This is a genomic window from Glaciecola sp. SC05 (assembly GCF_041380235.1).
GTDB lineage: Bacteria > Pseudomonadota > Gammaproteobacteria > Enterobacterales > Alteromonadaceae > Glaciecola.
In genome coordinates this window covers 116,764-141,157 of record NZ_JBGIYY010000002.1, presented here as the reverse complement: position 1 = coordinate 141,157, position 24,394 = coordinate 116,764, and the positions used below count along the sequence as shown (strand labels likewise).

The window sequence follows — 24,394 nt, the reverse complement described above, 5'->3', positions numbered from 1 at the left end:
TCTATTTTATTAATCCTAATTGCAATAACCTATATTCGATTTGTTTTTGGCTATTAAGTTCAGGCAATACCATTGGTAATCTTAGCATTGCGCTTTGTAAACGACCCATTTTATACAGCGCCCACTTGGGGATCACCGGATTTGGTTCGATAAATAAATCGGTATGAAGTTTTGACAGCACAGCCTCTATTGCCCGTGCTCCCAGAAAATCTTGCTTGCCGGCCGCGTCACACATTTGCGCCATTTGCGTTGGCACAATATTCGCGCTTACTGAAATAACGCCGTCGCCGCCTTGGCATAAAAACTCACAGCCGGTAGCATCATCACCGCTAAAGTTAATAAAATCAGAGGATACTGCTTGCCGTGTTTCAGCAAGTCTTGTGAGATCGCCAGTGGCGTCTTTTAAACCAACAATGTTGGGATGTTTGGACAGTTTGGCCACGGTTTCGGTAGACATGTCTGCAACCGTTCGCGATGGCACGTTATAGAGTATGGTGGGAAGGTCAGTCGCCTCGGCAATGGCTTCAAAATGAGCAATAATGCCACGCTGTTGAGGTTTATTGTAATAAGGAACAACGCTTAAGAAACCATCCACTGAGAGCTTTGCCATTTCTTTGCTTAGAAATATCGCCTCCTCCGTCGAATTCGCGCCGCTGCCAGCAATAACGGGAATTTGTCCCTGAGCGTAGTGAACGATTTGTTTGACTACGTCGATGTGTTCATCCATCGGCAGAGTGGCTGACTCACCGGTCGTGCCAACGGCAACAATACCGTGGGTACCTGCTTCAATATGCCACTGCACAAGGCGCTCAAGACTGAGGTTGTCAATCTCACCTGATGCCAATAGTGGTGTCACTAATGCGACGTAACTTCCTCTGAACATTTACCCCCCCTTTAAACAAGACGCAATAGTAGTGTTCTAAGCTAGTAAAAACAAGCAGAAAACCTTATATTGAAGATAATATTGAAGCATGTGAGAGTAGGAAAACTTCAAACAATGAAAACCGAGTTAATTGTAAACGTATTAGGTGCTGACAAGCTTGGGATCCTTAGCTTAATAGCCGGTTGTATCAGCGATAACAATTGCAACATTTTAGACTCACGCCACGCAATTTACGGTCAGGACTTTTCTGTAACGATGATTGCGAGCGGAAACGAAAACGACATCACTCGCCTTGAAATTGCGCTATCAACACTTTGCGTCGAGCATGAACTTTTATGCATGATGAAGCGCACAAGTGGTCATATCAAACAAAACATTGAGCAAATTATTACTTTAAAGTTTGCAGGTAGGGACTCCAGTGGGCTTATGCAAACTGTAACCAAGTTACTGGCGGGTGAACACGTAAGCATCAATGCCGTTAGGCAGAAGGTGACGAGCGAAAACAGTTATTGTCATGTGGAATGTAAAATGATTTTATCTGCCCCGGCTGATCTAGATTTGGCTGAATTCGATAATAAGGTAAAGAATGCCCTCCACGGCTTGGGTTTATCAGGCCGAATTAGTCATCAACAAAATAAGGAAGACAATGAATACATTGAAAGCTGGGGATAAAGCACCGTCTTTTACTTTACAAGACCAGAATGATAAGACCGTTAGTCTGAGCAATCTCGCAGGCAGCAAAGTGGTGGTATACTTCTACCCTAAGGCAATGACACCCGGCTGCACAGTTCAAGCGCAAGGCTTACGCGATCACAATGAGCAGTTGAAAGCGGCCGGAGCGGTAGTGTTGGGGATTAGCCCTGATCCCGTCGCCAAGTTAAAAAAGTTTGCCGATAAAGAATCTTTGAATTTTACTTTATTGTCTGACCCAGAGCATAAAATTGCGGACGCCTTTGGTGTCTGGGGTCTAAAGAAATTCATGGGCAAAGAATATGATGGAATTCACCGAATTACATTTATTATTGACGAAAGTGGGATGGTGAGAGATGTGCTTGATAAATTTAAAACCAAAGACCACCATCAAGCAGTGCTAGATAGCATAAGTTAGTTAACCTAAACCTAAACCATACAGCAAAGAGCAACAGAGCTACGTTAATACGCACATAAAAAAAGCTAATGAGGATGTCCCATTAGCTTTTTCGTATATTTTCCCGACGTGTAAATCGATGCTGATGCCGGCAAACACTGCATAATAAATTTTTAGCGTTAAACCGCGCTGGCGTTTTCGTCTGCTGCCGGCTTGGGCGTTGACCAAGCGGTAATTAGCGCTTTGACTAAAGTAGCCAGTGGAATTGCAAAAAACACTCCCCAAAAGCCCCATAGCCCTCCGAACAACAGCACCGCAATAATGATATACAGGGGATGCAGATTGACAGCCTCTGAAAACAATATTGGTACTAGCAAGTTGCCGTCTAAGGCTTGAATAATCATGTAAACCAGCATAATGTAGCCAAATTCAGCTGTAAGACCAAATTGAAATAATGCAACTATGGCCACAGGGATAGTAATAACGGCCGCACCGATATATGGAATAAGTACTGAAAACCCCACTAACACTCCTAACAAAAGTGCAAAACGTAGTTCGAGAATGCTAAACGCGATACTGGTGACGGTGCCCACAATAATTATTTCAATTACTTTACCACGAATATAGTTAGCAATCTGGATATTCATTTCTACCCCGACCTGCGTGATTAAGACTCTTTCTTTCGGTAAAACCGCAGAGATGCTGTCCACAAAGAAACCTTTATCACTTAGCATAAAAAACACCATCAGCGGCACTAAGATGATGTAAATCAACAGCGCGGCTAAGTTACCCAAGGAGCTAAATGATGCTGATAGCGCCTGCTCACCTAGGTTGACTATGCGTTCATTAACCCCTGACATCATCGATTTTATATAAGCAACCTCGACTACATTGGGGTATTTTTCAGGCAAGGTTGTGAGCCACTGCTGCGCAGAATCCCAAATTAAGGGAATTTCCTTAATCAAATTTACACTTTGCTTTGAGATAATTGGAACAATGGCTATCGCGGCAATAAAGCAGACCAGCAAGAATACAGTGACGGTAAAGGATGTCGCTAGGGAGCGCCGTACGCCAAGATTTTCCAGTCGTGTTACAGGAACATCGAGTAGATAAGCAATCACGATTGCCACCAATACGGGCATCAAAATGCCACCAAACACAAACAGCAGCGCACATGAAAATAAAATTAGCAGCAAAAGCATCAACGCATTTGGGTCCGAAAACTTGCGTTTATACCAATTACCAAACACTCCGAGCATTTTTTTACCCTTTCATTATTTTAAAAATACGTTATCGTTACTTACTCATCGAGCGACGCTCGCAAACTAGCACATTAACATCTTGCTGTGAAACTAAGATGACCTAACGAGGTCTATCTATAGTATATAGTAATCATATGGATATCAGACAACGTTCTTATGCAGTTTTTTAAACTTCGTAAATTAGTTATCGCCCTGCTGCTTGTAAGCAGCAGTGCGACCTATGCTCAAACCAATAATAACCGCAACCAACTGCCTGAAATCGGTGTTGTTGCCTCTGACGCTATCACCATTGATAAAGAAAAACTCATTGGTGAGGCTATAATGCGACAATTACGCGGGCAAGCACCATTAATTCATGATCCGGTATTACAGGAATACCTGCAAGATATTGGGAATCGCCTTGTCGTCCATGCCGATAACACCAAATTCCCCTTCAAATTTTTCATGATCAACAACCCAGTACTGAATGCATTTGCGTTTTATGGCGGGCATATTGGCGTGCACACCGGTTTAATTGCTCAAGCTGAAACGGAGAGTGAGTTAGCTTCGGTACTAGCCCATGAAATTGCCCATGTCACGCAACGCCATCTAGCCCGCAGAATGCAATCTCAGCAGCGCTCATCCCCGCTGCAGATTGCCAGTATGATAGGCAGTTTGTTGGTAGCAATGGCAGATCCAAGAGCCGGAATGGCGGCGGTTTCTGCAACCATGGCAGGAGGTCAGCAGGCCAGTATCAACTTTACGCGGAACAACGAGCAAGAAGCCGATAATATCGGCATCAACATCTTGTTCAGAGCAGGTTTTGATCCCATGGGTGCTCCAGGCTTTTTCAGTCGGTTGGCAGAGCAAGCGGGCTCTCGCTCAACTCAACTTGCGTTTTTACAAACTCACCCGCTTCCTCAAGACCGAGTCGCTGAAACGATTACAAGGGCGCGTGCTTATGGCGATGTTTATGTTGCAGATAGTCTAAGTTTCCAATTAGCACGAGCACGAATTCAAGCACGCTATATGCTTACCAGCGATCGAAACCTCAATATTTTTCAGACCGACATCAAGCGATATCAGGGTGTTCGGCAAACTGCTGCGCAATATGGCTTAGCGTTAGTGCTGTTTGAATTAGAAGAATATGCGCAAGCTGAAACCGTCATCAATGAATTACTCAGTCCTGATCCCGAAAATTTATTTTACCTCGACTTGAAAACCGATGTGTTGTTAGAGCAAGGTAAAGTCACTGAAGCTATTAACATGCTCCGCCCGCTTTGGTTGCACAAACCACAAAACCAGGTGTTAGCGCTGAACTTAGCCAATAGCTATATGAAGGCTGCCCAATATGAATCTGCCATAGCGATTTTAAGAGATTTATTACTGGTAAATAATGAGAACTTATTGTCGTATCAGCTGTTAAATGATGCCTATGAGCGTACACAGCAAAAGAAAGAGGCACATAAAACTCAGGCGGAAATCTATGCGCTAATTGCTGCCTATCCCTTGGCGATTGATGAGCTGCAGTTTGCTTATAACTTTGCCAAAGATGACAATCTTGAAAAACAACGTATTTTGGGCAGAATTGACCAACTGCGCACCGCTCAAGCTAACGCTCAACGCTTAAGCCTTTAAGGCCGGTTTATCCGGCAGACGCCTGCGCCGCGCCAATAACATCTAGCAAATTTTCAGCGGTTTGTTCACCAAATAGCTTTCCTTTTAGTGTCCCATCTGGACTGATGATGTAAGTAGCAGGCAAATACTGCGGCCGCTCAAACGGAAAAGGCGTGGTTATCGCGTTGATCAATGGAAAATTCATTTCATACTTTTGTTTGATCTCTGCCAACTTTTCATCCGTTAGATTGTCATAGCTAACGGCAAACAGGACGGTATTGTCAGGCTTTATTTGTTCAAGTTTACTAAGCTCTGGAATCTCCTTGAGGCAAGGTGCGCACCATTCAGCGAAGTAATTGACGATAATAAACTTGCCGATATAATCCGAATGCTTGTGTTTTGCACCATCAAGCGTGGTAAAATCGCTTTGATTTAATTGATAAAAAACACTGCCAGCAACGATTGCTACGGTAGCAATCAGTATGTATAGCCACTTGTGTTGCATGAAATGGTTCACCTTAATTATGAGAGGGTAAAATAATGCCTAAAGCCGTTCTTTATCACAACCCCCGATGCACAAAAAGTAGAGAAGCTTTGGCTTTTCTTAGCTTACAAATTAGTGGGCTAGAGGTTGTAGAATATTTAAAAACACCCCTAAGTAAAGCGACCTTAGTACAAATTTTTAGCGCCTTAGATATTCACTCAGCGCATGACATGATACGAACAACAGAAGCGGAATATAAATTAGCCAAACTGTCCTCTCGCTCCACCGACAATGAAATATTATCGGCCATAGAAAAATATCCCAAGCTGCTAGAGCGCCCAATCTTAGTTTATGGGACGCGTGCAGCAATAGGTCGACCGCTTGATAATATAGCGAATCTGCTGAATGAGTAAAATACTAATATTGTTTTATTCAAAACACGGTGCAACCCAAGCGCTCGCCGAAGCCATCGCCTTAGGTGTGCAAATGAATGGTTGTGAAGCGATTCTTCGCTGTGCTCCTGAAGTCAGTAATAATCTGCAAAAAAACCTTAAGTCCATCCCGGATGCGGGACATTTGTATGTCAGCAAGCAAGACCTTATTGAATGCGATGGCTTAGCATTAGGTAGCCCAACGCATTTTGGGAATATGGCTTCTGGTCTTAAATATTTCATTGATAGTCTCACCGATTTATGGCTGAAGGGCAGTTTAGTCGATAAACCAGCTTGCGTTTTCACTTCAAGTTCTAGTATGCATGGCGGGCAAGAGAGCACCCTACTTTCTATGATGCTGCCACTGCTGCATCATGGTATGTGTATCGTAGGCTTGCCATATAGCGAAGATAAATTGCATAGTACACGCACTGGCGGCACACCTTATGGCGTATCCTGTTTTGCAGGCGAACGCTTTAATGGATTGTCAGAAGATGAAACGATTCTTGCAAAAGCCATGGGAAAGCGCATCGCTACATTTGCAAAGCATTATACACAAACCGATAAAGGTAATAGTTAATGACCACAACCCCAATGTCCGCGAAAGTGAAGCGCTATCGCTATCTTGCCCTTATCTCACATGTTGGATTGTTAGCATGGATGTCAATTTGGTATTTGGCTTTAGATACAAAATCGGATTATTCGATTATATTCATTGTTTTATTTTATGTTTTACCTTTACTCTTTCCGCTTAAAGGTGTCATACAGGGAAAACCTTACACCCATGCGTGGGCTTGCTTTATCGTATTGCTGTATTTTTTACACGCTATTACCGTTATGTATGCAGAGCCCACTTACATTTGGCACGCGAGCTTTGAATTATTGTTGGCGTCTGGGATGTTCATTGGCTGTAGCGCATTTGCGCGATTGCGGGGCCAAGAGTTAGGCACTAGCCTGCCTAAGCTAAGTAAGGTAATGGAAGAAGAAAAAGCTAGGTTCGAAAATAGAGGAAACTAATCATGCGTTGGAGTATGGTACTAATTGCTGGCATATTTTTATCTGCTTGCGGTGGTGGGGCTGATTCTACTGCGCCCGCTCGCCCTGCTCCGACGGCTCCTACTACGCCGCCTCCAATAATTGGCCAACTGCAGCCAATACAAGAAACATCTAAGGTCAATGTATACGGTCAAACAAGTGCACTAGTGGGTGAATCGGTTGGCTTTGCAATTACATCCAAAAGTGGAGATATTCGTGCAACGTGGCAGCAAACAAGCGGTGCCTCAGTGCAAATGCTTGCTGATAATTCGCTTGGTATAGGTTTTGATGTGCCGCAAGCCGGTCAGTATACTTTTGTGGCTAACGTTACTGCAAGCGATGGCACAATAGAAAGTATTACCATTGATATGAGCGCATCAAATAATCAAGCCGTCGAGCTAAACATCCGACTTGATCATGGCGTAACAGAATTAGGCAAAGTGTCTTTAAGTGCAGACAGCGCAAGCGGTAAAGCAATTTCAAATATTAGTTGGCAGCAGCTATCAGGACCACAAATTGCGCAATTGACAGAGCAAGACAGCATGTTATTTTTTGACGCACCGGCAGTCAATCAAGATGCAGTCATCGAAATGCAGGCCTCCGTTCAATTCAGCGACGGCTCTACAGCAGTTGATACTGCACTAATTGCCATCAAAAATGTTAACTTCGATACAAACGGTCTGTTTTATCGAAATAATTTTATTATTACTGAAGACATGCATGCCTACAATCCTTCAAGCCCCTACAAAGCAGCCATAGAGAGGTGTGTTTATAGTAATCAAATTCCCAGTCGACCCAACTGCACGTTTAATACACTTCCCTTGATAGGAAGTGTGACAAGCAATCCATCAGTACAGGATATCCTTGATCGCACGCTCGTTTCTCATGATTGGATGGGCGACAGTTTCAAATATTACTTAGAAAACTCACTTGCGGGGGTGGACATGCTGCGTTTGCTGCGTGGCGTAACTGCCGTTGTTATTTCTTACGACGTTAGACCATCATTTTATTGGGCGGCAACCGGTGCCATTTATCTAGACGCCAACAACTTTTGGCAAACACCGTTTGAACGAGATACCTTGAATGATCAACCCGATTTTCGCAGCGACTTTGGAAATGATCTTAACTTTTCAGTATTTTGGCGCTATACCAAAAACAATGATTACTATCCCAAAGGCCGATACCCAAAGGGTGAAAGGCAAACCCGAGATTTTGAAGACTTAGAGGCGAGTATTTCGTGGTTGATGTATCATGAACTTGCGCACGCAAACGACTTTTTCCCTCCAAGCTCATGGCAGAACATCAGTGCTAATACCACACCCTTGGACTATTTCCAAAGCAACGGAGCCAATTCAGATGTTCTAGATCGTTTGTACCCTCTTCGGTCAAGCGAGATGCATGCACTTGCTGAGGTTAGCTTTGGCGGGCAAACACCGACAACTCAGCAGCGCAACTATCGCGGAACAGACATTGAGACTTTCTTCACGCCTGATATTGCCCCGTCTTATTATTCTTATTACACCATTCGTGAGGATTTTGCGACCTTGGCCGAACGTTTTTTTATGCTACATCGTTTAGGAGCTGAGGCCGACGTGGCGATTATAGATGGCCAAACGTCAAACGATTTTAATGTTATTTGGGGGCAGCGAAATAGAATCAGCGAAGCGGCTTTACGTGAGCGCACGGCCTTTGCTGTGTCTAGAGTCTATCCTGAATTAGGCAACATTCCGGCTCTGCAAGAACAGTTGCCGCCTCCTAGATTAATGAACCCAGCAAACGGCTGGTTTGGTAATTTGGATATTTCACCAGCCACTAATTCAAACGTGGCCGAGCAGCGCACATTCGACCTCAAAGAACAGGCCTGGCTCGACCAGAAAAGACCGCATGATAAGGCCCCGTCTACAGCTATTCAGCCCTAAGCAGGCAGCTTAAATTGAAAGTGCTTGTTTGATAAACGGAATGGTTAACTTTCGCTTGGACTGCAGTGATAGACTGTCTAAGCGTTCAACCAATTGCATCAACTTGTGCATGTCGCGATGACTACGGTTCATCAAAAATAGAATCACTTCTTGCTGCACGCTTATGCCGCGCTCATTAAAGTGTTTTTTTATGGCCAATACTTTTTCAGACTCATCCAGCTCTTGCAGATGAAAAGTTGTCCCCCACATCAAGCGAGAAGCCAGATCGGGTAGACTAAATTGACATGCCACCACAGATTTACTTGAGGAAAACAATAGGCACTTACCACTGTGTTCTAAAAATTGATTGATCGTATCAAAAATTTGAACTTGCCAAGCGTGCTGATTAGCAATAGCGTCAATATTGTCTATAAACAAACTATCCAACAAACCGATATCTTGAATGATTGGTGCTGGCATCGATACTAGTTCATGCATATCTAAATACTGACAACTGATCGAATTTGCCTCAGCAATTTGATGACAGGCCGATAGCAAGTGAGTTTTTCCAGCACCGTGTAAGCCATGCACAAAAGTAATGGGGTTTGCGGCACTTTCCCCTAGCGTCGATGAAAGTTGCTGCTGCAGGTGCTCAAGCAAAGAAGTATTGCTACCAGCAATAAAATTCTTCAAAGAATAGTCATGAGAATGCAATACAGGTAAGACTAATTGCATTAACGCTGCCACATCAATTGAATATTATGTTCTTCCAACGATGTATTCACAGACTCCCTAACGCGACGGTCTAAAACCACTAAGTTAATAAATTCAGCGCTATTTGTGCTTAAGGTGATAAGGAAAATAGCGTTCGAGCCGTTTACGCCGATCAACTCTACATTATCGACCTGAGGCATTGTGCGGATTAATTCAATTACCTGATTGTAGTCGGTCAAGGACCTTACATTCTGCATAGTGAGTTTATGCAGGCGTGCATCACCAACCGTGCTGTCACCACCAAACGCGTATTGCCTGGCAAGCATATCGGCATATTCCTTTACCAGCAGTGCAGCAGCGCCCTTATCATCAGCTAAAAAACCTTTTCCTATATGCACTTCTTTGGCATTACTAAATATCCAATCAATTTGAAAGCGTGCATTTTCATCTATGGCAGAGAGGGCTTGTGGGCTATTGTTCGCCGGACTAGATTCAACTAGAGCGGGATTGAACAGGCGTTCTAATGCTCGCTGTTGCTCTAAAAACATGGCTTCTTCTTGGTACTGTGTGCGCATATTTTCGGTTATCGGTTTCAAAGTTGCGCTAATCGTAAACACGGTACCGTAGCGGTTTGATTGTGGCATCAACTTTGCCGTATTTTGTGTCCAAACATCAAAGTCGGATATCACCATCGCATCATTCAAATCGCCTAATGGCAACACAATGTTAACGCCTCTTTCAAAAGCTAACTGTTGAAGATGTTGATTAAACTCTCTTGCGGTATTTTGATTCAGCCATCTTATATTCGAAAGCTGATTTTGTTCTGCAAGCCACAGGGTTGCGTTTGGTCGTAAACTTGCCCAAATAGGTAAACCGGTAGCCTTTAATAGGGTGATTATTTTCTCTTGATTAAATCGGGCTTCAAACATCAATATGTCTTGGCGCTGTACGAACGAGCTTGATATCAAATATTGTTCATAATTCACTATCGCCCTGCGAATAGTCGGCTCTAAGACGGTCTCTTCGCTACCACTTATTTTGATGAACACTTGCTTGAGTGCTTCACGACCCGCAGTGCTTTGGGTGGCTGTTGACTGATCGGCAATTAGCACTCGCCCCACGTTAACGTCTGCAACGGCAGTTGCACAAAGGTGGGCGCTAGCACAACTCAGCACAAGTATGAAAATCAGTTTTAAATACATCAAAAAAAACAGCCTAATATTAACAGTGTGGGTATTGTCTGATATTTGGGCCTGTTTTGCATCTCTAATTTCTAGAAGTTTTAATACAAAAAAAACATGGTAACTGCTAACATTCACACTTTGTGACTGATTATTTAACAAGGACATTGTGTGAGCAACCAGAATACCCCATTAAGCTATAAAGATGCCGGCGTAGACATTGATGCGGGTAACCGTTTAGTTGAGCGTATTAAATCGGTGAGTAAGCGCACAGCGAGGCCAGAAGTAAAAGGCGGTTTAGGTGGATTTGGTGCTCTGTGTTCTTTACCGACAAAATATAAAGAGCCTTTACTGGTATCGGGCACCGATGGCGTTGGCACCAAATTACGCTTAGCCATGGATGCAAACAAACATGATGGCATTGGTATCGATCTCGTCGCAATGTGCGTAAATGACCTGATTGTGCAGGGTGCAGAGCCACTATTCTTTTTAGATTATTACGCTACCGGTAAGCTCGACGTAGATACTGCGGCTGAGGTAATAAGCGGTATAGGTGCAGGTTGCGAGCTAGCGGGCTGCGCGCTTATTGGCGGCGAAACCGCTGAAATGCCGGGGATGTACCACGGTGAAGACTATGATGTAGCAGGCTTTTGCGTGGGCGTTGTCGAAGCGGCCGACGTGATTGACGGCTCTCGCGTTAAATCAGGTGACAAAATCATTGCCCTTGCCTCTTCTGGCCCGCATTCAAATGGCTACTCCTTAATACGCAAAATTATTGAGGTCGCTAAACTTAATTTGTCATCAACTTTAGACAATAAACCACTCATTGAGCACCTATTGGCTCCCACGCGTATTTATGTAAAGTCTGTACTAACACTGCTTGAGCATGAAACGGTAAACGCAATATCACACATTACTGGCGGTGGATTCTGGGAAAACATCCCACGGGTTTTGCCGGCTAATATGACCGCCCACATTCAGAGTAGCTCATGGCAGTGGCCTGCCGTGTTTTCTTTTTTACAAGCACAAGGCAATGTTGAAACCGAGGAAATGTATCGCACCTTTAACTGCGGCGTTGGTTTGATGATTGTGGTTGATGCGCAAATTGCACAGCGCTGTGTCACTCATTTAAATAGCCTTGGCGAAACTGCCTGGGTCATTGGTGATATTCAGGAGCAAACCGACGAGCGTCAAGTAATCATCCACCAATAGCTCAGTGTAATTAAGGCAACAGTATGTCTAAACGCATTGTTATTTTAGTCTCTGGCAACGGCAGCAATGCACAAGCGATTATTGATGCGTGCAATAATGGGCGCATTAAGGCGAGTGTTGTCGCACTTATATCGAATAAGAAGGACGCTTTCGGCCTGCAAAGAGCTCGAAAGCACAACATCGACGCGATTAGCATCTCGCATACCGACTACGGCGATCGCGAAAGCTTTGACCTCAGCTTACTCGAGATCATACAAAGCTACCGACCCGACCTTGTGGTACTTGCGGGCTTCATGCGGATATTAAGCTCTCACTTTGTAGACGCATTCGCTGGTAAATTACTGAATATACATCCGTCTATTTTACCCAAGTATCCGGGGCTTCATACCCACCAAAGAGCGCTTGATAACGGAGACAAAGTGCATGGAAGCAGCGTTCACTTTGTGACTGCGGAACTAGACGGTGGGCCTGTAGTCTTAAAAGGGATAATTGACATAATGCCCCAAGACGATGCAAACTCTCTTGCTACTCGACTCGCGTCAACGGAGTGGCAAATATATCCAAGCGTTGTAGAATGGTTTTGTGACGACAGGTTAACATTGATCGGCGACGAAGTGCTCCTCGACAATAAAACGCTACCTAAAGGCGGAATAGTCTATGAATAATAAAATCAGCAGTACCATAAAGCTGATATCGGTTATATTTTGTATGCTTTGTTACACTGCGGCATTTGCTAAAGTAAGCCCCTTCTCCTCAAGCTTTGTTGCTTACTATGATGGTAAGGACGTTGGCGAAGCTACTTTAGTATTGTCCCATGTTAAAGACAGCCAATATCAACTTTCCTATGTGTCAAAAGTATCGAAGTTTTTCCTCTCAGACCGTCGATACGAGACAAGCATTTTTGAAGTTGAGGACAACAAACTTATACCTATCAGCTATATCTACAAACGAGAAGGAACCGGTTCCAATAAATACTTGAGTGTAAGCTTTGATAGGTCAAGCGACACTATTCTTGTAAACGAACAGCCCAAGTTTGACTGGAATGATGAAATGGACAATCAATTATTCAGAGTCGACTTATCTCAGCGCTTGCGTGATGGAGATAGCGAATTTAGCTATGACTTTATCAACAATCGCGGTGAACAAAAGCATTACAAACTTGAGGTTCTAGGCACTGATAATTTATCCCTCCCGTATGGCAGTCTGTCGGCAACTAAAGTAAAAATTAATAGAGAAACAAATAAGCGTGTTACCTATGCTTGGTTTGCACCCGATCTTGATTATTCCTTAGTACGCTTTCAACAGTTTAAAGAAGGCAAAGAACAAGGTGATATCAAGCTACAAGCATTTACTCGCGAATAAGTATCGCGAAATTGGTTTTATTATGGGTATCTTGTTATTGATAAAAGTTACTGAAAAAAAACACCTGCGACTTGTGGTATTAAATTTACAGTCGATATAAGAGGACATTCGTCCTCTTTTTTGTTGAAAACTTGATATTTCAACGCATTAATTATAGTCTTTGCCTTATCTGGTCAGACCTTTGGAGTTAGTATGTCCGATTTAATTTGGGTGTTAATTGTGTTAACCGCGGTAGCTGTGGTGAGTTATAAACGCTACAGTTTACAAAGCAGTCTATTTGCCATCGCAGCTACGCTTGCCATTGCAACAATATTCGGTTCTCTGGGATTTTTTAGCTGGTTAATATTCGCTGTGCTTGCTGTTCCCCTCGCCTACGAACCTTTGCGTAAAGATATTCTTAGCAAAAAATTGCTCACTTTTTATAAGCGCGTTTCACCGGAAATGTCGCAAACAGAACAAGAAGCGATTGATGCTGGAACGGTATGGTGGGACGGTGAATTATTTAGCGGCAAGCCAGACTGGCAGAAACTGCACGCAATCGCGCCAGCAAGACTTACCGCAGAGGAACAAGCTTTTCTAGATGGCCCCTGTGAAACCGTCTGTGCTATGGTAGACGAGTGGCAAATCAACCATGTCGACGCCGATTTACCCGAAAATGTATGGCAATATCTGAAAGATAATAAATTCTTCGCCATGATTATCGAGAAACAATACGGTGGTCTGCAGTACTCAGCTTATGCTCAATCTCGCGTTTTACAAAAGCTGGCGGGAGTTAGCGCTGTTCTTTCAAGCACGGTTGGTGTTCCCAACTCTCTGGGCCCCGGTGAGCTATTGCAGCACTATGGAACAAAAGAACAACAAGATTACTACCTGCCGCGCTTAGCCGCGGGCGAAGAAGTTCCTTGCTTTGCACTAACTGGCCCGGAAGCTGGCTCTGACGCTGGTTCGATTCCTGACGTTGGTATTATCAAAAAAGGAATGTTCAAAGGCGAAGAAGTCTTAGGTATGTCGCTTACCTTCAACAAACGTTACATCACCCTTGCTCCTATTGCGACAGTTGTAGGCTTGGCATTTAAACTATTTGATCCCGACGGCTTACTCGGAGACCAAGAAGATTTAGGCATAACTTGCGCCCTGATCCCAAGAGACACAGAAGGCTTGCAAATTGGTCGTCGGCACTATCCCTTAAATGTCCCGTTCCATAACGGTCCACTGCAAGCCGATAACTTATTTGTTCCACTGAGCTACATCATTGGCGGTGAAGCAATGGCTGGCAAAGGGTGGCGCATGCTGATGGAATGTCTATCGGTAGGACGTTGTATCACATTGCCATCATCTGCTGCTGGCGGTGGTAAGCAATTAGCCCTTGCAACTGGTGCTTATGCACGCATTCGACGTCAGTTCCGTTTACCTATTGGGCAAATGGAAGGCGTCGAAGAAATGCTAGGAAGAATCGGCGGCAATGCCTACCTGATGGATGCCGTTACTTCATTCTCAACCGCTGGTGTCGATTTAGGTGAAAAACCGTCGGTGATCTCGGCAATATGCAAATATCATTTAACAGAAAAGATGCGAACAGCGGTCAATGATTCAATGGACGTGCATGGAGGCAAAGGTATTTGCTTAGGTCCAAATAATTATTTAGGCAGAGCATATCAAGGTACGCCTATTTCTATTACCGTTGAAGGTGCCAACATCTTAACGCGAAATATGATGATTTTTGGCCAAGGTGCAATGCGTTGTCATCCATATGTCCTCGAAGAAATTTATGCTGCGCAAAAAGAAGACAAAAAAGAGCAATTAACCGCCTTTGACAAGGCTGTGTGGGGTCATATTGGCTTCGCATTTAGCAATACTGTGCGATCCTTATGGTTTAGCGTGAGTGGGAATAGGCTCAGTGGTACTCCCTTCTCAGACGAAACATCTAAATACTACCGTGCATTGCAGGGTTATTCAGCAAATTTAGCGTTCTTAACCGATGTTAGCATGGGTGTATTAGGAGGCTCATTAAAGCGCCGTGAACGTCTGTCTGCGCGCTTGGGCGATGTTTTAAGTCACCTATATTTAGCAAGTGCGGTACTTAAACGCTACGACGACCAGGGCAGATTAAAAGAGGACTTACCTTTTGTTGATTGGGCTTTGCAGGATAGCTTGCACCAAATGGATGTTGCGATTGATGACTTCATTCGTAATTTTCCGGTGAAACCTGTAGCTTGGATGCTAAGAACCGTAGTTCAGCCTTTAGGCAAGCGCTTCGATAAACCATCAGATGACATTGAACATAAAATTGCGCACATGTTGCAAAACCCATGTAGCGCACGTGATAGACTTGGAGAAGGTCAATACCTAACGCGTATTGAGGGTAATTTATTCGGTGATTTAGAACAAACACTAGAGAATATTATCAAAGTTGAGCCGATTTTTGAGCGAGTGTGTAAAGCACTCGGAGAAAAACTACCAATGACCCAGTTGGATAAGCTTGCCGAGAGGGCCCTCGTCGCAAATATTATCAGTGATGACGAAGCGAAACTGCTCCATGAAACAGAAGCGGGTCGACTACGCACAATCAATGTAGACGATTTTGACCCGCAAGAGTTATTAATGTCGACCAGTGATAAGGTTAAAAAGAAAGCGGCTCCCCGCAAGCGCACGACAAAAACTAGCAAAGCAGCTAAAGCGGCTTAGTACCCGCAGTTAAAGAAAGTAAAAGGCCGCTGATATAATAGCGGCCTTTTTTATCGGTTTAGAACGTTAATTATTTTGGCTATGACAACAGCATCGATTTTTCTTCTGCGCTTAAAAATGCCATGTTAATCGCGTTTTTCTGCAAGGTATCACATTCTAGACTGCTGAGTTTTAAAACTGTTTGAGCAATATCAAATTCATCTCGAAGGCTGATGTTAGACACACCGGGATCGTCAGTATTTAGACAAGCGAGCACGCCATGTTCAAGAAAAGACTTGAGCGGATGCGAGGCTACGTCAGTCCACGTACCAGTTTGGTAATTAGAGGTTAAACAGCTTTCAATGCCAATTTCGTGTTCTTTTAAGTATTCAACAAGTGCAGGATCTTCGACTGCCCTTACGCCATGCCCAATTCTGTTTGCACGCAATAAATGAATAGCATCCCAAACACTGCTGGCGCCATCAGCCTCACCAGCGTGAATGGTATATCGCCAATCTGTTTTCGCCCGCGCAAGAGCGAAATGCTCTACAAAACGTTTACCCGGAAAATTATACTCGTCCCCCGCTAAATCAAGCCCTGCAATACTTTCATGATGTGCTAGCAATGCATGTAACTCAAGCATACAAGCCTCTTCACCGAATGTCCGACTCAGGATACCAATGAGCTTGGCTTTTACCGGGTATATCGCTGTTGCCGCATTTATTCCTCTTACCACCGCACCCACCACATCTGTTAGTGCTAATTTATGACATTGCGCCATGTAAAACGGTGAAAATCTCAACTCAACATATGCTAAACCTTCGTTATACGCATCTTCAACGTTCTCAAACGCAATACGTTCACAGGCCTCGATATTTGCCAATACCGAAACGCCATAATCTAATTTTTGTAAAAATTCGAGAAGATTGGAGGTTTTATCTTGAATGTAAATGATCTTTTCGAGCGTATCTAAATGCTCGGAAGGTAGTGGTAATTTATGCTCTTTAGCGAGCGCTAAAATGGTCGAGACACGCACATTTCCGTCTAGGTGACGATGTAAATCTACTAAAGGCAATCTCAGTGTTGTCATTATTCCAACTGGAGTTTTTCAATCTTTATTAAAATTTGTGTGCGAGATTTTACATTAAATTGTTTAAAGATCGAGCTTATATGTGCTTTAACGGTCGCTTCAGTGACGCTTAATTGCTCTGCAATTTGCTTGTTCATCAAACCTTTGCGGACTAATCGCAAGACTCTGAACTGCTTTGGAGTGAGGCCTCTTACCTGCTCTGCAACATCAATAATTTCGTCATGCACCAGTGCCACTGAATCTCGAAATTTTGCAGGTAGCCATGTTTCACCTTTCAACACTAGCTTTATCGCTTCCACGACATCTGCAGTTTTCGTGGTTTTAGGAATATAAGCCACTGCACCAAACTCCATGGCTTGGGAAACGACACTTATTGTTTCAGTCGCCGAAATAATCGCGACTGGAATATCTGGAAAACGCTGACGCACTCGAAGTAAGCCGTAAAAATTCTCGCAGCCAGGCATGTTAAGGTCAAGTAAGATCATAGACATGGCTCGATGCCTATTAAGATTCGATACAGTAGTGTCTAAGGAGTCGGCTTCAAAATAACGAGCTTTTTCAAAATTATTTTGTAACGCCGAGATAAGCGCTTCACGATACAGAGGATGGTCATCCGCAACTAAAAATTTTAGCATGTGCTTATTCGCCTCTTTTATTTATAATGATGAGGTCTCTGTGAGACTCAAGCAATAAGCACCAACATAAGATGATTAACGCATATTTTAACGTGGAGATCTTAATAACAATAAACGCCACCTAACAATGCGAGTAGAGTATTAAATCTACGCCTTATTTTCCACTAACCATAAGTATAGTATATGAGCAATAAATTACCAGAGAATGCAATCGATAGGCTGTTTTTATCGAGCGATCAAGACTTACATCCGTTTAAATTTAACCAATCGGTTGTTGATGTCTTTCCAGATATGATTAATCGCAGCGTACCTGGATATCAAACGATAGTAGACGGTATCGGGCGTATTTCTCAGCGCTTTTTAAGTGCTGGGAGCAGCGTTTATGACCTTGGTAGCTCATTGGGCAACGTCAGCTTGACCATTGCGAAACACAATATGGGTAAATCTGTATGTATTTACGCAATCGATAACTCTATCGCAATGGTAGAACGCTGCAGGCAGCATGTAGGGGCATACAACTATGATGCGCTTATCGACGTGCAGCAGGGCGACATTACTAAACTGTCCTTGCGTCCCTGCGACATGGTAGTGATCAACTTCACGCTTCAGTTTATTGAACCTGCCCAGCGACAATCACTGATTAATAAGGTATTTTCCGCCTTGAACCCAGGTGGCGTTTTAGTGGTCTCTGAAAAAATATCGGTGGAGGGGCAAATTATGGATGAGCTGCTTATCGATCTTCATCACGAATTTAAACGAGACAACGGTTATTCAGACTTAGAAATCAGCCAAAAGCGCTCGGCACTTGAGAAAGTCATGATTTTAGATAGTTTTGAGACGCACAAAAAACGCTTGCTAGCAGCCGGGTTTAGCGACATTTCCGTTTGGTTTCAACATTTTAACTTTTTGTCATTTTGCGCGGTAAAATCATGAATAACGGATGGAAAGGCGCATTTTACCAATCAGTAATTAACACGCCCTTGCAATCGTCCCTGATAACATTAATGCCTCTCCTCGAAGCATGGGAAGGTGAACAGCAGCATGCAAGTGCAAAAAAATGGGCAAAACAACTAAATAATCTACCTCGACCTAAAGATGTCCAACTCAACATTTCAGATACCGTCATTTTGCAATCACTACCGCCCTTGGACCTTGGCGAGCAAAAACGCATAAACAGTATCTTAAAGCAATTCATGCCATGGCGAAAAGGCCCTTTCAAGTTGTTTGGCGTTGAAATTGACACAGAGTGGCGCTCTGACTTTAAATGGAGCCGGGTGAGCCCTCACCTTACATCATTAACAGGCAAACGTGTGTTGGATGTAGGCTGCGGAAGCGGTTACCATCTTTTTAGGATGCTTGAGGACGGTGCCAGCCAAGTTATCGGTATTGATCCTACCCCCCTATTTTTTTACCAATTTCAAATTTTTAAACAATATCTACCCGAACATAATCTGCATTACTTACCAATCGGCATAGAGGACCTACCTACTACGCAAGCCTTTGACACTGTTTTTTCAATGGGTGTGTTTTATCACCGCCCTGACCCGCTGCTTTTCTTAAAACAGTTGAAAAACCAGTTGAGTACAGGCGGGCAGTTAGTATTAGAGACCTTAGTTATCAATGGCGATGAAAATACGGTGTTGCTGCCCAGCGACCGCTATGCGCAAATGAGCAACGTATATTTTTTACCCAGTATTGCGGCCATGAAAAAGTGGCTAGAGAAAGTCGGCTTTAAGGATGTCAGCTTAGTGGACGATTGCGTCACCAGCTTAGATGAGCAACGCTCTACAGAATGGATGGACAGTTTATCCCTAAAAGATTTTCTCGACCCCGATGATCTCAATAAAACCATCGAGGGCTACGAAGCTCCGCGTAGGGCAACATTTATTGCTACAAGATAAAATCATCCTTGGCATGTATCGTGATAGTTGTATCCGTATAAATGAATTAAACGGTATTTTGATAATTGGATTGTAAGGTTTAAACCTTCTCACAGGGCAACTAAATATGCTTGACCAAACAGAGGATTTAAAACAATTAATCTATTCTCATCCTATACTGCTAAAGGTCTTCACTTGGATATAGAAAAAAGTCTTGCGAATTTTATAGAAGAGCAATGTTTACCTACTCGGTATACAGAAATCGCGGCAGAGTGGTTTGTCCCGCTACTAGAAAGAATCACTTCAAAGGTGCAACTGCACCAAATTAAAGCAAAGAAGCCTCTTTTTCTTGGGATTAATGGTGCGCAAGGCAGTGGTAAAAGTACGCTTGGCGAACTATTAGTCCGGCTATCAAAAGATGCTTATGATCTTAATGCAGTGTGCATGTCTTTAGATGATTTTTATCTAAGCAAGCAAGAACGCGTTTCTTTGGCTGAGTCAATTCACCCGCTTTTGGCGACACGCGGCGTGCCAGGTACCCACGACCTTCAATTATTACAAAACATCTTAAGCCAGCTAAAATCCTATGCTAGTTGCGCTATTCCAAGTTTTAATAAGGCAATAGACGATCGCAGCGATCCGGCAACATGGCCGATAATTGATACCAAGGTCGACCTAATAATACTCGAAGGTTGGTGTGTCGGTGCGCCACCGCAGACTAAGCAACAACTCCTTCACGACGTAAATTCACTTGAACGTGAAGAAGACGCAAATGGTATTTGGCGAAATTTTGTAAACACTAAACTTGCAACAGAGTATCAAAGGCTGTTTTTGCAGCTTGATTACTTAATCATGTTGAAGGCGCCCTCTTTTCAACAAATATTTTCTTGGCGATGTGAGCAAGAACATAAAATGCAGAAAAGAAACATCGAGTTAGGACGGGATCAGGGCGGTATGTCTGACGCTCAAATAGCAGCTTTTATTCAACATTATCAAAGAATTACTGAGCATGGACTGACACATCTTCCGGCTTTATGTAATGAAGTTTTTGAATTAGACCAGCAGCGAAATGTTGTAACATGTCATATCCATTAGACGCCGATGCCACTGCCCTGATCTTTAGTGATTTGGATGCAACATTACTTGATCACTATAGCTATTCGTTTGCAGCAGCAAAAAGTACTTTAGATAAGCTGCGTCTAAAAGCGATACCCGTTATTCTCAATACCAGCAAGACTTTGGCTGAAGTAAAAGTTATTCGAGCAGAACTGCAGTTGACGTCTCCATTTATCGTCGAGAATGGTGCAGCAATATTCATACCTCAAGACTTTTTTAAAACGAAACCCAAAGAAGCCGTGTGGCAAGATGGATTTTGGGTGAAAACATTTGCATCACGACGCTCTCACTGGCTTAACTTGATTAAAAAGTTACAACCAGAGTTTCTCGGCCAATTTGAAATGTTTTCAGAAATGTCTCTGGCGCGCATATCTGAAGTTACCGGATTAAGTGAAACGAACGCCGCATTAGCAGCCCAGCGACTGTATGGAGAGCCCCTACTGTGGAACGGCAATGACGATGAGCGAGACATTTTTGTCGCCAAGGCTAAGAAAATGGGCGCCTGTGCACTATTGGGCGGACGATTTTTGCACATATGCTCAGATGCCAATAAAGGTAAGGCGCTAACGTGGATGAAAAATGAGTACCAACGTCAGTTACAGCAAACCAATGTAAAAACCATCGCACTGGGCGACAGTAATAACGACATTGCTATGCTGGAGGTTGCCGATATCGCGGTTCGAATACGATCGCCAATCCATCCACCTCCATTATTGCAGCGCAAAGATTCGACCTACACAAGCAGTTTAACCGGACCAGATGGTTGGCGAGAAGCCATCGAATTAATTATGCCGTCACTATAAACGTGCATTAAAAAGGAAAACAAAATGGCTGATTTTTATCAAAACGGGATCATTACCACCTTACATAATTTGGAATCAAGGGAAATAGACGATTTAGAGACCGAGCTGGAGTCTTTTTCTGATCGCCGGCCAATGGGCTTAATTTTGCCCTCGCTATTCTCAGAGTTAAAGGGCAAAGCACTTCCCGACATTATTAATCAAATTTCTCAGGTGCCCTATTTAAGTGAAATTGTCATTGGTTTAGACAGAGCCAACGAAGCAGAGTTTAAACATGCATTATCGTTTTTTAATACCTTGCCCCAACGTCATAGAGTCTTATGGAATGATGGTCCACGCCTAAAGGCCTTAGATGATGAACTACAAAGCTTAGGTTTAGCCCCTAAAGAGCTTGGAAAAGGTCGTAATGTTTGGTATTGCATGGGTTACGTTTTAGCCTCCAACCAAGTCGAAAGCGTGGCCTTACACGACTGTGACATTTTGACATACGACCGCGCGCTGTTAGCTCGGCTGATTTATCCAGTTGCAAACCCGCAGTTTAATTATGAATTCTGCAAAGGCTTTTATGCAAGAGTGGCAGACGGCAAAATTAACGGCCGGGTATCTCGTTTGCTCGTAACACCACTGCTGCGTGCTTTAAAGCACACCGTGGGTCATAATGACTATCTTGAGTTTATGGACAGCTTCAGATACCCCCTGGCGGGTGAGTTTTCTTTTCGCCGTGATGTATTAAATGATATCCGCATACCAAGTGATTGGGGCCTTGAGATTGGGGTGCTTTCTGAAATGCACCGCAATTATTCCCATAATCGCCTATGTCAGGCCGATATTGCTCATAAGTACGACCACAAACACCAAGATCTTTCTTTAAATAACGATCAGGGCGGCTTGTCAAAAATGTCTATCGACATTACTAAAGCACTGTTTAGAAAGCTGGCGACACAAGGCACCGTATTTAATACGGAAACTTTTCGAACAATTAAAGCTACGTACTTTCGTATCGCCCTAGATTTTATTGAAACCTATCACAATGACGCAGTCATGAATGGCCTAAAACTCGATATAGATTCTGAAGAGCGCGCAGTAGAGTTATTTGCACAAAACATCATGAAAGCGGGCAGCAGTTTCTTAGACAACCCAATGGAGACGCCTTTTATTCCCAGTTGGAACAGAGTTGTCAGTGCGAAACCTGACGTATTGGAATGTTTAAAGACTGCAGTAGAAGCGGACTATCAAGAGTTTAAGGGAGCTTAATATGCTTCAAGCGGATACTATATTAAAAGATAAACTCATTCATCAATTGGCGAGTATCTATGCGGATGTGCCTTTAGATGATGACTATGAAACCATCGCAGAGCGTCTGTTAGTAGCAATGCGGCTAAATAAAGCAGAGAGCATTCAAAGCGTAAGGCCCCATGAAAATTTATGGTCTGAGCAAGATGTTGTTTTAATTACCTATGGCGATAGCATTTATGAACCTTCATCGCAATTATCTGACGGTTTGCAACGAGCACCCCTAAAGACACTCAGTATCTTTTTACAGCGATATTGTCTCAAAGCTGTTAATCATGTCCACATACTGCCGTTTTTTCCTTACAGCTCCGATGATGGCTTTTCAGTGATAGATTATTCTACGGTTAATGAGTCATTGGGTACATGGGATGATATCGAAGCGATATCAGAAGATTTTGGCTTAATGGTAGACCTAGTGATCAACCACTGTTCTGCGCGAAGCGCATGGTTTACTCAGTTTATAGAGCAAAAATCTCCTGGCAAAGACTTTTTTTATACCGCACAGCTGACCGATGATATCACCCAAGTAGTGCGTCCTCGCACCTCGCCTCTATTGCGCGAAACAACCACTGCAACGGGTGTAAAAGAAGTTTGGTGTACATTTTCCCATGACCAAGTAGATTTTGATTTTAGAAATCCTGAGGTGCTCATCGCCTTTGTGGATATTATTCGGCTTTATCTTGATAAGGGCACTCGGATTTTTCGCTTTGATGCGATTGCGTTTTTGTGGAAGATTCCTGGAACAAGCTGCATTAACTTACCGCAAACCCACGAAATGGTGCGATTATTACGAACCCTTGTTGAACATGCCAACGCGAATGCGCTGATTATTACTGAAACCAATATCCCCAATAGAGAAAACCTCACCTATTTCGGTAATGCAAATGAAGCGCACGCAATCTATAACTTTTCACTGCCGCCTCTGCTGGTGAACACGCTGGTAAGTGGATCGAGTCAATATTTAAAAAATTGGCTGATGAGCATGCCGCCTGCGCAAAATGGTACATTTTATTTTAATTTTATTGCATCTCACGACGGCATTGGGCTGCGGCCAGCAGAAGGTTTACTATCTGAACAAGAAATTAACGACTTAGTTAATTGTATGCTCAAATTCGGTGGGCGCGTAGGATGGCGAAGCGCAGACAATGGTAAACAAAAACCTTACGAACTTAACATTGCTTTAATCGATGCACTAAAAGGCACTTTAAAAGGTGAAGATGAATGGCAAATTGAACGCTTTATCTGTGCTCACGCCATCATGTTTGGGCTTGAGGGCGTTCCAGGCTTGTATGTCCACTCACTAATTGGCACCACCAATGATGAAGAAAAAGTGATTCACACCGGACAAAATCGCTCCATAAACCGGCATCGATGGATTTACCAAAGCCTGATTGATGAACTTGATGACGTGCACTCACTGCATCATCAAGTATTGACTCAAATCACCCAGCTTTTGCACATTCGACGCGAACAGCGCGCGTTTCATCCGAATGCAACGCAATTTACTTTGCAGCTATCAGATACTTTATTTGGGTATTGGCGACAAAGTATTGACCGAAAACAAAGCATATTTTGTGTCGCAAATATAAGCGATCAAAATCAAAGCCTTTACTTATCGGATCTCAATTTAATTGACACCGAAGAGTGGACCGACCTAATTTCACAAACGAGCTTCCCAACCGACAAACTTGAAGTAGTGCTTCATCCCTATCAAACATTATGGTTAACCAATCAGTTTGAGGCATAAAAAAACGGGTCATCAGACCCGTTT

24 protein-coding genes are annotated in these 24,394 nt (G+C 43.4%); 17 read left to right on the top strand and 7 right to left on the bottom strand.

From position 1 onward, the window contains the following. Nucleotide 1 precedes the first annotated feature (1 nt). Nucleotides 2-883 carry a 4-hydroxy-tetrahydrodipicolinate synthase gene (gene dapA, locus AB9H30_RS02395; RefSeq protein WP_371193025.1) on the bottom strand — a complete coding sequence of 294 codons (882 nt, stop codon included), beginning with the start codon at nt 881-883 and terminating at the stop codon, nt 2-4. Nucleotides 884-997: 114 nt separating this feature from the next. Here dapA and AB9H30_RS02390 point away from each other — a divergent pair, with 114 nt between their 5' ends. Both AB9H30_RS02390 and bcp read left to right on the top strand, forming a co-directional pair. Continuing rightward, nucleotides 998-1,555, top strand: coding sequence for a glycine cleavage system protein R (locus AB9H30_RS02390; RefSeq protein WP_371193024.1), 558 nt, complete (start codon nt 998-1,000; stop codon nt 1,553-1,555). Beyond that, nucleotides 1,530-1,991 (top strand): thioredoxin-dependent thiol peroxidase, encoded by a 462-nt coding sequence (gene bcp / locus AB9H30_RS02385; RefSeq protein ID WP_371193023.1) that lies wholly within the window; start codon nt 1,530-1,532, stop codon nt 1,989-1,991. The genes AB9H30_RS02390 and bcp overlap by 26 nt, the downstream gene beginning before the upstream one ends. Nucleotides 1,992-2,149: 158 nt before the next feature. Here bcp and AB9H30_RS02380 read toward each other — a convergent pair whose 3' ends face one another. Further along, nucleotides 2,150-3,229, bottom strand: coding sequence for an AI-2E family transporter (locus AB9H30_RS02380; RefSeq protein WP_371193022.1), 1,080 nt, complete (start codon nt 3,227-3,229; stop codon nt 2,150-2,152). Between the two features lie 159 nt (nt 3,230-3,388). Here AB9H30_RS02380 and AB9H30_RS02375 point away from each other — a divergent pair, with 159 nt between their 5' ends. Next, entirely contained in the window at nt 3,389-4,849 is a 1,461-nt protein-coding gene (locus tag AB9H30_RS02375) for a M48 family metalloprotease (RefSeq protein ID WP_371193021.1), read from the top strand. A 7-nt stretch (nt 4,850-4,856) separates the two neighbouring features. Here the strand turns inward: AB9H30_RS02375 and AB9H30_RS02370 are convergent, their stop codons facing one another. Continuing rightward, the gene (locus AB9H30_RS02370; protein WP_371193020.1) at nt 4,857-5,333 is read right to left on the bottom strand and encodes a TlpA family protein disulfide reductase; all 477 of its coding nucleotides are present in this window, start codon (nt 5,331-5,333) and stop codon (nt 4,857-4,859) included. A 35-nt stretch (nt 5,334-5,368) separates the two neighbouring features. Between AB9H30_RS02370 and arsC the strand changes: the two genes are divergently transcribed. Genes arsC through AB9H30_RS02350 form a run of 4 tightly spaced genes read left to right on the top strand, consistent with a single transcriptional unit; the run spans nt 5,369 to nt 8,697 of the window. Beyond that, nucleotides 5,369-5,725 (top strand): arsenate reductase (glutaredoxin), encoded by a 357-nt coding sequence (gene arsC, locus AB9H30_RS02365; protein WP_371193019.1) that lies wholly within the window; start codon nt 5,369-5,371, stop codon nt 5,723-5,725. Continuing rightward, nucleotides 5,718-6,323: an NAD(P)H:quinone oxidoreductase gene (gene wrbA / locus AB9H30_RS02360; RefSeq protein WP_371193018.1), complete on the top strand. Its 606-nt coding sequence runs from the start codon at nt 5,718-5,720 to the stop codon at nt 6,321-6,323. Before arsC ends, wrbA begins: the two co-directional genes overlap by 8 nt. After that, nucleotides 6,323-6,760 (top strand): DUF2069 domain-containing protein, encoded by a 438-nt coding sequence (locus tag AB9H30_RS02355; protein ID WP_371193017.1) that lies wholly within the window; start codon nt 6,323-6,325, stop codon nt 6,758-6,760. The genes wrbA and AB9H30_RS02355 overlap by 1 nt, the downstream gene beginning before the upstream one ends. A 2-nt stretch (nt 6,761-6,762) precedes the next feature. Continuing rightward, nucleotides 6,763-8,697: a hypothetical protein gene (locus tag AB9H30_RS02350; protein WP_371193016.1), complete on the top strand. Its 1,935-nt coding sequence runs from the start codon at nt 6,763-6,765 to the stop codon at nt 8,695-8,697. 9 nt (nt 8,698-8,706) lie between these two features. Here the strand turns inward: AB9H30_RS02350 and hda are convergent, their stop codons facing one another. Both hda and AB9H30_RS02340 read right to left on the bottom strand, forming a co-directional pair. Continuing rightward, nucleotides 8,707-9,411 (bottom strand): DnaA regulatory inactivator Hda, encoded by a 705-nt coding sequence (hda, locus tag AB9H30_RS02345; RefSeq protein WP_371193015.1) that lies wholly within the window; start codon nt 9,409-9,411, stop codon nt 8,707-8,709. Beyond that, complete coding sequence (locus AB9H30_RS02340) at nt 9,411-10,739, bottom strand: DUF2066 domain-containing protein (protein WP_371193014.1); 1,329 nt, start codon at nt 10,737-10,739, stop codon at nt 9,411-9,413. The genes hda and AB9H30_RS02340 overlap by 1 nt, the downstream gene beginning before the upstream one ends. Nucleotides 10,740-10,742: 3 nt before the next feature. On the opposite strand from AB9H30_RS02340, the gene purM reads away from it, so the two are divergent. The 4 genes from purM to fadE all read left to right on the top strand — a co-directional run bounded on the left by purM (nt 10,743) and on the right by fadE (nt 15,830). Continuing rightward, nucleotides 10,743-11,783 carry a phosphoribosylformylglycinamidine cyclo-ligase gene (gene purM, locus AB9H30_RS02335; RefSeq protein WP_371193013.1) on the top strand — a complete coding sequence of 347 codons (1,041 nt, stop codon included), beginning with the start codon at nt 10,743-10,745 and terminating at the stop codon, nt 11,781-11,783. A gap of 23 nt (nt 11,784-11,806) precedes the next feature. Next, a complete protein-coding gene (purN, locus tag AB9H30_RS02330; protein ID WP_371193012.1) occupies nt 11,807-12,448 on the top strand; it encodes a phosphoribosylglycinamide formyltransferase in 642 nt (213 codons plus the stop codon). After that, nucleotides 12,441-13,145: a DUF3108 domain-containing protein gene (locus AB9H30_RS02325; protein WP_371193011.1), complete on the top strand. Its 705-nt coding sequence runs from the start codon at nt 12,441-12,443 to the stop codon at nt 13,143-13,145. Before purN ends, AB9H30_RS02325 begins: the two co-directional genes overlap by 8 nt. Before the next feature lie 192 nt (nt 13,146-13,337). Beyond that, complete coding sequence (gene fadE, locus AB9H30_RS02320) at nt 13,338-15,830, top strand: acyl-CoA dehydrogenase FadE (RefSeq protein ID WP_371193010.1); 2,493 nt, start codon at nt 13,338-13,340, stop codon at nt 15,828-15,830. Between the two features lie 79 nt (nt 15,831-15,909). On the opposite strand, the gene add is transcribed toward fadE, so the two are convergent. Beyond that, nucleotides 15,910-16,899: an adenosine deaminase gene (gene add / locus AB9H30_RS02315; RefSeq protein WP_371193009.1), complete on the bottom strand. Its 990-nt coding sequence runs from the start codon at nt 16,897-16,899 to the stop codon at nt 15,910-15,912. Then, a complete protein-coding gene (locus AB9H30_RS02310; protein WP_371193008.1) occupies nt 16,899-17,534 on the bottom strand; it encodes a LuxR C-terminal-related transcriptional regulator in 636 nt (211 codons plus the stop codon). Before AB9H30_RS02310 ends, add begins: the two co-directional genes overlap by 1 nt. A 183-nt stretch (nt 17,535-17,717) precedes the next feature. Here AB9H30_RS02310 and cmoA point away from each other — a divergent pair, with 183 nt between their 5' ends. From cmoA to AB9H30_RS02280, 6 genes are all read left to right on the top strand, one after another. Next, entirely contained in the window at nt 17,718-18,467 is a 750-nt protein-coding gene (cmoA, locus tag AB9H30_RS02305; protein ID WP_371193007.1) for a carboxy-S-adenosyl-L-methionine synthase CmoA, read from the top strand. Continuing rightward, entirely contained in the window at nt 18,464-19,435 is a 972-nt protein-coding gene (gene cmoB, locus AB9H30_RS02300) for a tRNA 5-methoxyuridine(34)/uridine 5-oxyacetic acid(34) synthase CmoB (RefSeq protein ID WP_371193006.1), read from the top strand. Before cmoA ends, cmoB begins: the two co-directional genes overlap by 4 nt. Nucleotides 19,436-19,609: 174 nt before the next feature. Beyond that, complete coding sequence (locus AB9H30_RS02295) at nt 19,610-20,509, top strand: kinase (RefSeq protein WP_371193005.1); 900 nt, start codon at nt 19,610-19,612, stop codon at nt 20,507-20,509. Next, nucleotides 20,494-21,333: an HAD-IIB family hydrolase gene (locus AB9H30_RS02290; RefSeq protein ID WP_371193004.1), complete on the top strand. Its 840-nt coding sequence runs from the start codon at nt 20,494-20,496 to the stop codon at nt 21,331-21,333. Before AB9H30_RS02295 ends, AB9H30_RS02290 begins: the two co-directional genes overlap by 16 nt. Before the next feature lie 24 nt (nt 21,334-21,357). After that, nucleotides 21,358-22,584, top strand: a complete 1,227-nt coding sequence (locus tag AB9H30_RS02285; protein ID WP_371193003.1) for a glycosyl transferase — start codon at nt 21,358-21,360, stop codon at nt 22,582-22,584. 1 nt (nt 22,585) lies between these two features. Next, nucleotides 22,586-24,370, top strand: a complete 1,785-nt coding sequence (locus tag AB9H30_RS02280; protein ID WP_371193002.1) for an alpha-amylase family glycosyl hydrolase — start codon at nt 22,586-22,588, stop codon at nt 24,368-24,370. Nucleotides 24,371-24,394: the final 24 nt, after the last annotated feature.

What these genes read in the sequence shown, in the direction of transcription:
- dapA (WP_371193025.1), bottom strand. Translation starts at nt 883, where the DNA reads ATGTTCAGAGGAAGTTACGTCGCATTAGTGACACCACTATTGGCATCA.
- wrbA (WP_371193018.1), top strand. Translation starts at nt 5,718, where the DNA reads ATGAGTAAAATACTAATATTGTTTTATTCAAAACACGGTGCAACCCAA.
- AB9H30_RS02375 (WP_371193021.1), top strand. Translation starts at nt 3,389, where the DNA reads ATGCAGTTTTTTAAACTTCGTAAATTAGTTATCGCCCTGCTGCTTGTA.
- fadE (WP_371193010.1), top strand. Translation starts at nt 13,338, where the DNA reads ATGTCCGATTTAATTTGGGTGTTAATTGTGTTAACCGCGGTAGCTGTG.
- hda (WP_371193015.1), bottom strand. Translation starts at nt 9,411, where the DNA reads ATGCAATTAGTCTTACCTGTATTGCATTCTCATGACTATTCTTTGAAG.
- purN (WP_371193012.1), top strand. Translation starts at nt 11,807, where the DNA reads ATGTCTAAACGCATTGTTATTTTAGTCTCTGGCAACGGCAGCAATGCA.
- arsC (WP_371193019.1), top strand. Translation starts at nt 5,369, where the DNA reads ATGCCTAAAGCCGTTCTTTATCACAACCCCCGATGCACAAAAAGTAGA.
- add (WP_371193009.1), bottom strand. Translation starts at nt 16,899, where the DNA reads ATGACAACACTGAGATTGCCTTTAGTAGATTTACATCGTCACCTAGAC.
- AB9H30_RS02280 (WP_371193002.1), top strand. Translation starts at nt 22,586, where the DNA reads ATGCTTCAAGCGGATACTATATTAAAAGATAAACTCATTCATCAATTG.
- AB9H30_RS02340 (WP_371193014.1), bottom strand. Translation starts at nt 10,739, where the DNA reads ATGTCCTTGTTAAATAATCAGTCACAAAGTGTGAATGTTAGCAGTTAC.
- AB9H30_RS02325 (WP_371193011.1), top strand. Translation starts at nt 12,441, where the DNA reads ATGAATAATAAAATCAGCAGTACCATAAAGCTGATATCGGTTATATTT.
- bcp (WP_371193023.1), top strand. Translation starts at nt 1,530, where the DNA reads ATGAATACATTGAAAGCTGGGGATAAAGCACCGTCTTTTACTTTACAA.
- cmoB (WP_371193006.1), top strand. Translation starts at nt 18,464, where the DNA reads ATGAATAACGGATGGAAAGGCGCATTTTACCAATCAGTAATTAACACG.
- AB9H30_RS02350 (WP_371193016.1), top strand. Translation starts at nt 6,763, where the DNA reads ATGCGTTGGAGTATGGTACTAATTGCTGGCATATTTTTATCTGCTTGC.
- AB9H30_RS02390 (WP_371193024.1), top strand. Translation starts at nt 998, where the DNA reads ATGAAAACCGAGTTAATTGTAAACGTATTAGGTGCTGACAAGCTTGGG.
- AB9H30_RS02285 (WP_371193003.1), top strand. Translation starts at nt 21,358, where the DNA reads ATGGCTGATTTTTATCAAAACGGGATCATTACCACCTTACATAATTTG.
- AB9H30_RS02355 (WP_371193017.1), top strand. Translation starts at nt 6,323, where the DNA reads ATGACCACAACCCCAATGTCCGCGAAAGTGAAGCGCTATCGCTATCTT.
- cmoA (WP_371193007.1), top strand. Translation starts at nt 17,718, where the DNA reads ATGAGCAATAAATTACCAGAGAATGCAATCGATAGGCTGTTTTTATCG.
- AB9H30_RS02380 (WP_371193022.1), bottom strand. Translation starts at nt 3,229, where the DNA reads ATGCTCGGAGTGTTTGGTAATTGGTATAAACGCAAGTTTTCGGACCCA.
- AB9H30_RS02310 (WP_371193008.1), bottom strand. Translation starts at nt 17,534, where the DNA reads ATGCTAAAATTTTTAGTTGCGGATGACCATCCTCTGTATCGTGAAGCG.
- AB9H30_RS02290 (WP_371193004.1), top strand. Translation starts at nt 20,494, where the DNA reads ATGTCATATCCATTAGACGCCGATGCCACTGCCCTGATCTTTAGTGAT.
- AB9H30_RS02370 (WP_371193020.1), bottom strand. Translation starts at nt 5,333, where the DNA reads ATGCAACACAAGTGGCTATACATACTGATTGCTACCGTAGCAATCGTT.